The organism is Ferrovibrio sp., from assembly GCF_019636075.1.
Classification (GTDB): Bacteria; Pseudomonadota; Alphaproteobacteria; order Ferrovibrionales; family Ferrovibrionaceae; genus Ferrovibrio.
Genome location: NZ_JAHBYG010000050.1, coordinates 16,768 through 27,979, shown reverse-complemented (window position 1 = coordinate 27,979; position 11,212 = coordinate 16,768). Strand labels below are relative to the sequence as shown.

Below are 11,212 nucleotides of genomic sequence, written 5' to 3'. Positions count from 1 at the left end.
CTGTCGGATCGCGTGGCAAACTCGCGCGCAATGCCGCAATACGCGGATCGAAACGGCGATTGTAATTGAACAGTAGAGGCACATTGGCGGCTTTGGCCAAATTGGCAATATGCCGCAATTCGGCGCGATTGCGAGCCGGCGGCTTTTCAACGATCAGCCCCTGCACACCCGCCTTCAAGGCCATTTCGATGGCTGCAATACGGGCTGATTCCGGGACACAGATAGCGGCAATGCAATCAGACGGCAGCGACAGAGCTGCCAATTCCGCCTGCACCATGGCCGATGGCAGTTCGGGCCAATCGGCAGCTATCGCCGCCCTACGCGCGAACTCTGGCTCCACAATGCCGGCAAGTCGCACCCCCTGGGGCGCAGCAGCCAGCACTGCAGCCAGATGACTGAGGGGCAAACCGCCCGCCAGGCCGACATTACCAGCACCGACGCGCCCGCCGCCGATGATCGCCACAGCAATGCTCATGCGCCAGGCAATCCCAGGAAGGCCAAAGTTTCAGCCAAGCCGAAACATTCGCCTTCGCGATACAGCGCATCGAAAATACCGCCTACAAACGCCATATCTTCTGGCGTATCGACGCACCAGTTTAGATGACTCATATTTTTTGCCTGAGTGATCGGCACAACCTTGAACTGATCCGGGTGATCGCGCAGATAAGTGGCAAATAATTCCCGATCTTGTTCGGTGTGCAAATTCTCATCTGCCCAGAAAATGGCACGCCGCGATAGCACATCCGCACTCAATCCCTGCGGATAAGTCCAGATCACGCGATTGGATATGAAGTCTGCGGCCGGATCATTCAGCCCTGCATCCACCATCCGCTGCAATACGGCGGGGTCGATCAACGGGCAATCGCCACCGGTCTTGAGCACGACATCGCCTGGGTAGGGCGCGATCGCTCCAGCAATACGCCCCGCAATATCATCTTCCACGGGATGGCGAAAAACCTCCAAACCCTCACTTCGGGCGAAATCTATCATGCTGTCGTTGCGGGGATCCGTGGTGGTGGCCAGCACGATGCGCTCAACGCCACGCACGCGGCGCATGCGGTCTATAATATGCCAGACTAGCGGCTTGCCTGCTAACGGAAGCAGCGCCTTGCCAGGCAGACGCGATGAGCCCATCCTCGCCTGAATCACACCGATAATTCGGCTCACGAATTACCCATGGGCTTGTATTCATCACGCAGCACCGAGAATACTTCAATGTCGTAATATCGACCGTTGCGATAAACGAAGCGACGCCGCGTACCCTCATGCACATAGCCCACCTTGCGATAGGAAGCTATTGCCCGCTTATTTTCAGCATTTACGCCAAGTTGAACCGATTCTAGATTGAGCTTTGCAAATGCGTAATCCAGAATAATACGGGCCGCATCCGAGCCTACGCCTTTATCCCAAGCATTCTTTTCGCCAATTAAAATATTGAACTGAGCCCGGCGACAGACCCAGCTGATTGCATAAAGTCCGCATGTACCAAGCAGCCGGCCATTTTCCGGATCGCAAATGGCGAATACGACATTGTCATCGGATTCCGCTGCCAGGCGCCAAAAAGCCTCAAGCTCCTTATCGCGGCTAGGGCGCGCACCCATCTCCAAAAGGTGGGTTACCTCTGCATCATCCCACCAACGGCCCAACGCGACCAGATCGTCATGCCGCAGGGCGCGTAGTGCCGCCTTGTTTCCGCTTAGAAAGAAACCATCCTGCGCCATATCGCTCACCTCAGATTGGCCGCACGCGAACGCCATGATCCTGCAAAAACGCCTTCGCCTTGATCGGTTTATTATCAGTGAAGGCAAAAATGCTGGAGCAAGCAATCGCCGATGCTTTGGTATTATTGATGACTTCGAGCAAATCGTAGAGCAGGCCTGCGCCGCCATTGGCAATCACAGGAACATCGACAGCCCGGGCCACGATGTCGATCAGAGTGGTATCGTAGCCTTCAAACGTACCATCGCGATCTATCGACGTGATCATCAACTCGCCCGCGCCCAGTTCCTCGGCACGCATCGCCCATTCCTTCGGCGATAAGCCGGTTGGCACCGCACCGCCGTCCACCATCACTTCATATTCGCCATTCGGTTTCCGTTTGGCATCTATCGCAACAACGATGCATTGTGCTCCAAAAGCGTTGGCGGCTTGAGTAACGAGCCCCGGATTCTTCACTGCATGGCTGTTGAGCGTTACCTTATCGGCGCCGATCTGAAGTAGGCGACGAATGTGTTCCACGCTTGCAATGCCCCCGCCAATAGTGAGGGGCATTGCGCATTCATCTGCAAACCGCTTGATATTCACCCAATCAGGGTCTCGCCCCTCCTGGGATGCGGTCATATCCATGAATACGAGTTCATCCACATCCTGGGAGTCGAACACCTTACCCATGGTCCGGGGATCACCGACATCGCGATATTCATCGAAGCCGATAGTTTTAACCACACGCCCATCTTTCAGCGTCAGCGTTGGGATCAATCTCGTAAAGCTCATGGTCAACCGTGGTGCATGAGGAAGTTCAACAATAGACGAAAGCCATTGGCTTGGCTTTTTTCCGGGTGGAATTGGGTGCCCATCACATTATTCCGCTGAACGACCGCCACGAATTCTCCGCCATATTCGGATACTGCAACAACATCGTCAGCGTTATTGCAAACCATGTGATAGCTATGAACGAAGTAAAAGAAGTCGCCATCGTCCATGGCTTCCATCAGCGTCTCGCGGCGCTTATGGCGTATCTGATTCCAGCCGATATGAGGCACCTTAAGGGTCTTCGATTTCGGGAATGGCACCATCTCCGCATCAATCCAACCCAGACCCTGCGTTGGTTCAACTTCGCTGCTGGCACGCGCGAGCAACTCCATGCCGAGGCAAATGCCAAGGATCGGCTTGCCGTTCCGTAAAACAGCCGCCTCCATCGGAGCGATAAGTTGCCGCGCGTTCAGTGCCTTCATCGCATCCGGGAAAGCGCCAACGCCGGGTAGTATCAAATGCGTAGCATCCGCAATATCAACAGCCTTGTCGGTAATCGTGACCTTTGCGCCGGTGCGAGATACGATGCGCGCAACAGAGCCAACATTACCCATGCCATAATCGATAATGGCAACTCGCGCAGCTTCAGGATGTGTCATGTGCTAATACCTTCCCGAGCGATCAGGGTTTTTCACGCTCACGACGCGCGGCTGCAAGCCGCCCCAGCCGATCGGCGAATGCCGGCTGCTCTTCGAGTTTGCGTTGCGCTGGCCTGGTTGCATCCGGATCATGCACATGAGGGTAAACCTGATGAGCCGCCGCAATACGATTAAACTCGCCTTCATCCACCCCGAGATAATCAAGCACCACATCCAGACTGGCCGGGCGCTGCGCATCGTAATGAATCATCTGCTCGGCTTCTTCACGGGTGAGAACGCCATTGCGGATATCCAGATTGGCGCGCTGCACAGTACGGCTGTATCCACGCTTGATAAAACGCAAATAGTCGCGCGCGCCTTGAAGGAAACATTCCACTTTCTCGTAATGATAACGAGGATGCAGGTTCTCCACTTCCGCCATATCCCAGCCAAGCTCTCGATTTAAGATCTCGAACTGACGCGGCGCATCCCACTTGATGTAATCGCCCAGATGTACAGCCTCAAGGCCAAGCGCCTTCATATCTTCCCAGGCTGGCAACCGGAAAGGCTCCAGATCACGCATTTCAACGCCATCGATAAAGCCATACATATCTTCGGCATTAATCGACAGATTGATCTGGCGGTTGAACCAGCGCTCGTCCGGCGGTGTCTTGGTCTTGTAATTGTAATAGCCGCCTGAATATTCAGAACCCGGCTCCCCCCAGATAACCAATGGAATTTTATACATCAGTGCCACTTTATAAGGTGTAGCGACCACGCCGGTATGGCAATACCAGCAGAAATCGCCGCGACGCTTGAGCGACTCCACCATGGTCTTCTGGATCACCTTGTCGCTGGCTTGCAGCGTTACATGATCACAACCCAGAGCACGAACAACGCGCTCCATATTCTCAAGGTGGCCTGGCCGGCGGAAATGCGAGTCGAAGGTAGCAAGCAGTATCTTGAGCTTGAATTCCTTCACCAGCATGTAAGCAACCCAGGCGCTATCCTTACCGCCGCTGAACGGCACAACAGCATCGTAGGCGCCCTTCCCGCGATGCTTATCAATGATTTCTTCGAATTCCTTGCGGCGCGCCGGCCAATCAATCGCCGTATCGCGGTTATGTGCTGAACTACACATATTGCAGACGCCATGTTCGTCAAAGGTAACGGTCTGCTCAGTTTCCGGGATCAAGCATTTGGCGCAGCGGCGAATGCCATCTGCGGCACGCAAGGCATCAGCCTGCTCGCGCATTTCGCGGGAGCGACGTGCGACAGTATCCAGCGGCTGATAAGGGGTGGGCGAAGTGCGTCTGGTCATATCTGTCCCGGGGCTTCAGGCTGCGGACGAAAAGCGATTGAAGGTACCGTCGGCAAAGAGCGGACCAACGAGAAAATCCAGCTCAGCATCGGTGGGGGGTTCCTTGCGCGTGTAAAAGCGAATCTGATCCAGATCGAGGCAGAAACGATCCATCATTGCCATATAGGCGGCGCCATCGGCACGACGTTTGCTGCGTTCGGTATCGTTATCGGCATGCAATAAATCGGCGATGCGCTCCAGCCCTTCGAAGCGAGACATCTGTTGCACGTGCGGCAAATCAATGATCGGGCAGCGTTCCCAGAAGAACACCACCTGCTTGCCCATTGCCGCCGCTTCAAAGCCTGCGGAACTGGTGATCGTGGCAACCAAATCTGCGCGCTTAACGACCTCTAACCCGGGGACGGCGGGATGTAAAAGGATCGCGTTCGGCATCCGCCGGATCGCCTCGTAGAACCAGACAGGCCTGCGGCCGAGTTGCCAGATATGCTCCTTGACCAAAAGGATAGTATCCGCCGGCAAGGCGAGTGACAATTCCGCCACGGTCGCGATCTGGTTGGTATGGTTCGGGCTCAATGATAGCGTGGAAGCTTCAGGCTCCTGTTGCAAAGGCACATAGACCACCTTACGGCCATCCTGCGGCGGCAACTCGCGACTGGCGATGCGATTGAGCAGCTTCCAATGACTGCGCTTACGGAAAATATAGGCGACATTCTCGCTCACCAGATAACCGGTCTTGGCGAAACGGAAGCCACGGCGAATAGCGTTCAACCGTTTGGCGACTGTCAGAAGCGATTGTTTGATCACGGTCTTCAGCGCAAAGGATTGATGCATCTTGCGCAGTGCCTCGGGGCTAGCAGCGAGCGAAGACGGAGCAAGATGCGCAAGCCGTTCTTGGATTTCGGCTTCAGGAAGAATAGGTAGGCCTTTCGCCAACACGCTGCGCAGCGCTTTCGACCCTTCATATTCGTCATCGGCCCAATAGGCCAAACCTTTGAGGCGAGCCGGGCAGATTGCTCGGAATGCGACGCCGCGCGCCCGCGCCAGCACGGCGATCGGCTTCTGTCGAATACCACCACCGCCGTAATAGCTGAGGATGGCTTCCGGCGGATATTCATCAAATAGCGCTTCGGTGTGACTGAATTGCTTTAATAGCGCCTCAGCCAGACCGCCAAACCGCGCCTTACGCGATGTATGAGAATCCGGATGCCCTTGCCCGGCAAACAGATAGGAACGCCCCAGATGCCTGTCCGCGAGAACGAAATCACGCATGATCCGAAAACCGAGCCGGCGTTCCAGCGCTTCGGCTTCAGCCGCCACAGCAGCCCAACCGCGCCGCCCTTCTGGATGATCAACAATATCCAGATAGGGATCCTGCGTTTCCACCATGATCAGATTTTTTCCGCCGGGCAACTGGCGATAGTAGCGCTCGTCTTCCTTGGAAGACACGACCAGCAGCGGGATCAATCCGGTGGCGCGCTCGATATATGTTGCCAATGGAACCCACAGCCACCGCGTAAAGCTGTTGGCCAACAGCCACACATATTGCTGTTTGGATGATGATTTGCCCTGAGTGTTCATAGCGTTATGCTGCGCTCATTACCCTCGGCATCGCGAAAGTTTAGCTTCGCTTTCTCTGCCGTCCGCGCCCAATATTCCTCTTGTACATCCAGGTTGGAGGCAACCAAATCAGGGTGCGCATTGAGAAAAGCCACGGCCTCGGCAAGGCTGAACGGCTTGCCGGGCCTGTAGAGCGCCTCAAAGATTGCCCGAAACAGCACCAGATCGGCTTCGTAATCCAGGGTCAGGCGGGCTTTGTCCTGGCGCCATTCCGGCTTGGTATTTTCCAGATCAAGATGTTTGCACAAGCCGCTCTTGGTGAAGAAATAGATGAAACCGGTATCGTTGCGTTCCGTGCGATAGGCTGCCAACACCTTCTGCATTGCCTTGCGGGTGAAGGTTTTGGTTGCACAGCCCAGCGGCAGGCCGCGCATGGTAACGATATCCAGCGATGGATCGGCCAGCAAAGCCTCGGTGGTGGCATCCATGCATTCCGTGGCCGAAAGCGGATCGTCACCATCCGCCTGGATCACCGCATCAAAGCCGAAAGCCTCGATGGCATCGCCGAACCGCTTGATGATATCGTCTATGCTGCCGCGAAAAACCGAACATCCCTCGGCTTTGACCGCGACCTCCAGCGGATCATCCGTGGCTGCCGTGGTGGTGCAAACCACCACATCCTTGCGATCCGCGATAAAACGGCTGGCCGCCACACGATCAAGCAGATGCGCCACCACCGGCCGACCGCAGATATCGGCCAGCGCCTTGCCAGGCAGCCGCTCGGATGCCAGGCGAATGGGAATGATCGCACCGATCTTCATCGCTTGGGCTCCGCTTAGCTGAAATGCTTGATGGTCTTGCGCAAAGCATCCACCTGGGCGGCCGCCTCGTCCGTGCTGCCATAGTTATTCACGAATTGCATGATCTTGGGCTGCACGGCTTCGGCATTGGGGAAAGGCGGAAAGTCGATGCCATCGTAAAGCGGCGGGCAGCGTTTCTTCCAAGCGCCAGAGGAAACCAGCGTCTCGTGATGCAGCAACGCCCAGGCAGCATAAATGCCATCGCCGCCGAAATCGATATATTTGAAGCGGAAGTCTTGCCACGACACGTCCTCACGCTCATAGCGGAAGGCGACAGTCCAATAGCTGTTGTTAAAACCAGCCGGCACCTTCTGCGGCACCAGATAATCCGCCGCCTTGGCGGCATCGAGGAACATCGCTGCGATATCGGCGCGTAGTTTCAGGAAGAAATCCATCCGCTCGGTCTGCGCCAAACCTACAGCTGCGGCCACTTCCGGCATGCGGTAATTGTAGCCGAAAGCATCATGGCGCTTGTAGTTCGGATTCTGGAAAATATCCTTGTTCGAACGGATCCGGCCATCGGTGGCTTTTAGTGCGGCATAGCCAAGACTGCCGAATTTGCGCATCGATTCGGCATAGGCCTGATTGTTGGTGACCACGATGCCGCCATCGCCCGTGGTGATATGCTTGGAATTTTCCAGGCTGTAGCTGGTGATATCGGCAATCTCGGCAATCGGGCGGCCTTTGTAGAGCGTGCCGAAGGCCTGCGCCGCATCATTGATCACCGCAATACCGTGTTTGCGGCCAAGCTCCATCAACGGATCCAGATCGCAGGACAAGCCATAAAGTGAAACCGGCATGATCGCCTTGGTGCGCGGTGTGATCCGGCGCGCCACATCAGCAGGATCGATATTGAAAGTATCCGGGTCGATATCGGCGAAAACCGGCACAGCATTCTGCGCCAGGATGACATCCAGATTCGAAATCACCGTCAACGGCGTGGTGATCACTTCATCCCCATAGCCAACACCCACCGCATTGAGCGCAGCATGCAGGGTGGACGTGCCGGAATTGAAAGTGACGGCATATTTAGCGCCCACTTTGGCAGCCAAGGCCTGCTCGAAACGGTTGTTCATGCTGCCGGACGTGCCCGAGCCGAAACCGGAATCCAGAACCTCACGCACATAATTCATTTCGCGATCGGTAAAGCGCCAGGTGTTTTTCATTGTCTACGTCCGTAGTGGGTTAAACGGTATCTGCGGCATGTTGCAATTCGAAAGCGCGACGATACCAGCCATCGCCTGCCAGCATGGCCGAATGGTCGCCGCGATGGGTGATCTCGCCATTCTCAATTACAACGATATCGTCAGCATAAGCGATGGCGGCCAGGCGATGCGCAATAACTAGCACCGTTGCCTGACCCGTTTCGCGGATATCGCGCAGAGCGGAATGGAAATCGGCCTCTGCATTGGCATCCAACTGGCTGGTGGGTTCATCTAGAACCAAGATACCCGCCTGCCTTGCCAAAGCACGTGCCAATTCGAGGCGCTGGCGCTGACCACCAGAAAGCCCGCCCCCACCCTCAGCCAACTGGCTATCGTAGCCCTGCGGCATTGTACGGATGAATGCATCCGCATTGGCGAGTTTTGCAGCCTTTACGATTTCAGCACGGTCTGCATTGGCCGCACCATAGCCAATATGCTCGGCTGGCGTGCCGCTGAACAATACTGGCGTTTGCGGCACATAAGCAATTGCAGCCCTCAACGCAGCCACATCATAATCTGCAACGTCACGCCCATTGATAAGAACGCGCCCCTTCTGCGGCCGCCGCAATGCTGGGATGAGATCGATCAACGTGGATTTTCCCGCACCAGAAGGACCAACGATTGCCGTTACCGAACCAGCAGCTATTTTGAAAGAGACATCCCTCAAAGCATCTTGAGAAGCATCAGGGTAACGATAGCCAACGCGTTCAAAAACGATTTCTGCGGCTTGGCGCGATGGCAACACATTGCCATGGGCATGCTCCACCGCCGCCGCAAGCTCACGCATGCGCGCAAGGATCACGTCCACAGAGGGCATCATGCTGGACAAGCTCTGCAGGCTGGTAAGAACCTGACGCATCACCGGCAACAAGCGCATCAAAGCCAGAAAGAAAACCAGGATACGTTCGAAACCAAGGCCAAGAACCGCCGTGGATACGTAGAGCAGCACCATTGCAATCCCGATCACAATCGGTTCGACCGCCGCCCCGCTGGCCGTAACAATCCGCAGCAGCCGCATGAACTGGCCATGCTGCTCGGCCGTGATATTGCGAAGCACATCGCTTTCATGGGCTTCCATTCCGCTTAACCGTATAAGACGGATCGACTTCACACGCTCGAACAAAAATTGCGAGAAGCTCTGATTTGCCTGCGTCATAGCTTCGCCGGTTGGGCGCACCATGCGCAGCGGTCGCACCAACAGCAAGCCGGCCAAACCAAGCACCACCACGCTAAGCGCCGTCATCAACGGGGACAGCACCAGCAACAAACCGAAATAGACCACGCCGAGCAGCAAGGCCGAGATCAACTCTGCAGCCGAAACGAATAACGATGCGGCGCGATTTAATTCATTTGCCAGCTCATTGATCACCTGACCGCCGGAAATCCGGTCATGGTATTCCAGCTTGGCAGAGAGAAAGCGCCGGAAGGCTTCCCGCCGGGCATCGCGTACGAAATCCTGGCCCAAGCGGTTGCGCACCACCACGCTGGCATACATCGCCACCTGCCGCGCCACCACCAGCACAAACATCGCCACCAACAGCAAAGGCAGGGTAAGCGGCAGATTCAGCGCAGCCGTTATATCCAATGCGTGGCGCCACAGCGCAGAGCCTTCGGCCAGTTTGGCGGTATCGCCGCCGCCATTGATATATTCCAGGATCGGCAGAAACATGCCGACACCGACGCCTTCGAATAGTGCGGCCAGAAAGCCCAGCGCCACCACCAAAAGCACCCAGCTTGGTCGATAGCCGAGCTCCAGGGCCGCTCGATAGGTGGCAACAACACCTTTTGTGGCAGTGGGTTTATTCACCCGGCAAACTCCTCGGCCAGGCAGCCGAGATGGATGTGGTCGATATACTCATCACCCAATCTATCATGCTGGCGAAAACAGCCCTCGCGCTGAAAACCCAGTTTCTCGAACACCCTGATCATGCCGGGGTTGATCGCCATGGCACCGGCCGTGAGGCGACGAAAGCCCTCTGTTCGGAACAGCCTGCGGCAGATTGCGGCAATGGCATCCTGGGCGAGCCCCCGTCCCCAAAGATCGCGGCGGCCGATCATGATGCCGATATCGGCGGTTGACGTGTGGCTGTTGATGCTGCCCACCTTCAGCGTACCAACGAAATCACCTTCCGCCTTGCGTTCGATAGCGAAAAAGCGCTCGCTTGCCGAGCGCATCACCCGATCGCAATAGCTTCGCACGTCTTCAACCGATACCGGCTTGGCCATGTAGCCAGGCAGATTCAGCGTGCGGATCACATCATGGTCGCGTAACCAACCAAGATAGGCGGGATCATCGCGGTGCCTTGTTGCAAAAGGCGCCAAGCGCACCAGGCTGCCTTCGATGGGCTCGTTCATATTGCTGTCCAACCGCCATCCACCATCATGGCGGTGCCAGTGATATAGGCTGCGGCATCAGAGGCCAGGAACAGCACGGGCCAGGCAATCTCATCAGCCTTAGCCAGGCGGCCGAGCGGCGTGCGTGCGTTGTAGTTGGCAACAAATTGCGACGGCTGATTGTTGGCCACACCGCCGGGGCAGATGGCATTGACGCGCACGCCATGCTTGCCATGATAAGCTGCCAGATAACGTGTATAGGCGATCAACCCACCCTTGATGGCGGCATAGGCCGGCGGGGTCGTCATTGGCAGATCGCCATAGACACTGAAATCAGGCCCCACAACGCCATAGATCGAAGCGATATTCACCAGCACACCGGCGCCACGACCAGCCATACGTGCACAGATCGCTGCAGAGATCAGACACACCGCGTTAAGCTGCAAATCTACATTGGTACGCCAGGCATCGCCCCCGCCATCCTGCACCAGATTGTCCTGATTGCTGGCGCCCCAGTCGGCAGTGCGCGGATAAGCGGCATTCACCCAGATATCCGCCGCGCCACAGCTGGCTTCCAGCGCTGCAACACGCTCTGGAACTCCATCGGCCGAGCCCGCATCGAATTCTTCGGCCCGCACGATTTCTGGCAGTTCCGCCGGTCGTTTCCCGCCCTGGCGTTCCAAGGTAACCACCTCTGCCCCCGCCTGAGCCAGGGCACGGCAGATGGCGGCCCCAATCAGGCCGTAGCCTCCAGTTACATAGGCGCGCTTGCCGGCGAGCCCGAAAGGCGCCGGCATTCCAGTAGATATTCTATTTGAATCAGTC

The 11,212-nt window shown here is 56.5% G+C and carries 12 protein-coding genes; all 12 read right to left on the bottom strand.

From position 1 onward, the window contains the following. The coding region (locus tag KF827_RS17100; RefSeq protein ID WP_291007936.1) for a Gfo/Idh/MocA family oxidoreductase at window positions 1-475 on the bottom strand (475 nt) is incomplete at its 3' end. Continuing rightward, window positions 472-1,149, bottom strand: a complete 678-nt coding sequence (locus tag KF827_RS17095) for an NTP transferase domain-containing protein (RefSeq protein ID WP_291007940.1) — start codon at window positions 1,147-1,149, stop codon at window positions 472-474. The genes KF827_RS17100 and KF827_RS17095, both read right to left, overlap by 4 nt. A gap of 14 nt (window positions 1,150-1,163) precedes the next feature. Then, entirely contained in the window at window positions 1,164-1,721 is a 558-nt protein-coding gene (locus KF827_RS17090; RefSeq protein WP_291007934.1) for a GNAT family protein, read from the bottom strand. Window positions 1,722-1,731: 10 nt separating this feature from the next. Next, window positions 1,732-2,493 carry an imidazole glycerol phosphate synthase cyclase subunit gene (locus KF827_RS17085; RefSeq protein ID WP_291007932.1) on the bottom strand — a complete coding sequence of 254 codons (762 nt, stop codon included), beginning with the start codon at window positions 2,491-2,493 and terminating at the stop codon, window positions 1,732-1,734. 2 nt (window positions 2,494-2,495) lie between these two features. Beyond that, window positions 2,496-3,131: an imidazole glycerol phosphate synthase subunit HisH gene (hisH, locus tag KF827_RS17080; protein ID WP_291007930.1), complete on the bottom strand. Its 636-nt coding sequence runs from the start codon at window positions 3,129-3,131 to the stop codon at window positions 2,496-2,498. Window positions 3,132-3,153: 22 nt separating this feature from the next. Then, window positions 3,154-4,431 (bottom strand): N-acetyl sugar amidotransferase, encoded by a 1,278-nt coding sequence (locus KF827_RS17075; protein ID WP_291007928.1) that lies wholly within the window; start codon window positions 4,429-4,431, stop codon window positions 3,154-3,156. A gap of 15 nt (window positions 4,432-4,446) precedes the next feature. After that, window positions 4,447-6,009, bottom strand: coding sequence for a hypothetical protein (locus tag KF827_RS17070; protein ID WP_291007926.1), 1,563 nt, complete (start codon window positions 6,007-6,009; stop codon window positions 4,447-4,449). Continuing rightward, entirely contained in the window at window positions 6,006-6,809 is an 804-nt protein-coding gene (locus KF827_RS17065; RefSeq protein ID WP_291007924.1) for a hypothetical protein, read from the bottom strand. Before KF827_RS17065 ends, KF827_RS17070 begins: the two co-directional genes overlap by 4 nt. 14 nt (window positions 6,810-6,823) lie before the next feature. Beyond that, window positions 6,824-8,014 (bottom strand): DegT/DnrJ/EryC1/StrS family aminotransferase, encoded by a 1,191-nt coding sequence (locus KF827_RS17060; protein ID WP_291007922.1) that lies wholly within the window; start codon window positions 8,012-8,014, stop codon window positions 6,824-6,826. A gap of 19 nt (window positions 8,015-8,033) precedes the next feature. Beyond that, complete coding sequence (locus KF827_RS17055; RefSeq protein ID WP_291007938.1) at window positions 8,034-9,722, bottom strand: ABC transporter ATP-binding protein; 1,689 nt, start codon at window positions 9,720-9,722, stop codon at window positions 8,034-8,036. Between the two features lie 134 nt (window positions 9,723-9,856). Further along, on the bottom strand, window positions 9,857-10,408 hold the full coding sequence (locus KF827_RS17050) for a GNAT family protein (protein ID WP_291007920.1): 552 nt from the start codon (window positions 10,406-10,408) through the stop codon (window positions 9,857-9,859). Continuing rightward, a complete protein-coding gene (locus KF827_RS17045; protein ID WP_291007918.1) occupies window positions 10,405-11,184 on the bottom strand; it encodes an SDR family oxidoreductase in 780 nt (259 codons plus the stop codon). Before KF827_RS17045 ends, KF827_RS17050 begins: the two co-directional genes overlap by 4 nt. Window positions 11,185-11,212 lie beyond the last annotated feature (28 nt).

Coding starts and splice junctions, on each gene's coding strand:
- KF827_RS17090 (WP_291007934.1), bottom strand. CDS start 1,721: ATGGCGCAGGATGGTTTCTTTCTAAGCGGAAACAAGGCGGCACTACGC.
- KF827_RS17085 (WP_291007932.1), bottom strand. CDS start 2,493: ATGAGCTTTACGAGATTGATCCCAACGCTGACGCTGAAAGATGGGCGT.
- hisH (WP_291007930.1), bottom strand. CDS start 3,131: ATGACACATCCTGAAGCTGCGCGAGTTGCCATTATCGATTATGGCATG.
- KF827_RS17075 (WP_291007928.1), bottom strand. CDS start 4,431: ATGACCAGACGCACTTCGCCCACCCCTTATCAGCCGCTGGATACTGTC.
- KF827_RS17070 (WP_291007926.1), bottom strand. CDS start 6,009: ATGAACACTCAGGGCAAATCATCATCCAAACAGCAATATGTGTGGCTG.
- KF827_RS17065 (WP_291007924.1), bottom strand. CDS start 6,809: ATGAAGATCGGTGCGATCATTCCCATTCGCCTGGCATCCGAGCGGCTG.
- KF827_RS17060 (WP_291007922.1), bottom strand. CDS start 8,014: ATGAAAAACACCTGGCGCTTTACCGATCGCGAAATGAATTATGTGCGT.
- KF827_RS17055 (WP_291007938.1), bottom strand. CDS start 9,722: ATGTTTCTGCCGATCCTGGAATATATCAATGGCGGCGGCGATACCGCC.
- KF827_RS17050 (WP_291007920.1), bottom strand. CDS start 10,408: ATGAACGAGCCCATCGAAGGCAGCCTGGTGCGCTTGGCGCCTTTTGCA.
- KF827_RS17045 (WP_291007918.1), bottom strand. CDS start 11,184: ATGCCGGCGCCTTTCGGGCTCGCCGGCAAGCGCGCCTATGTAACTGGA.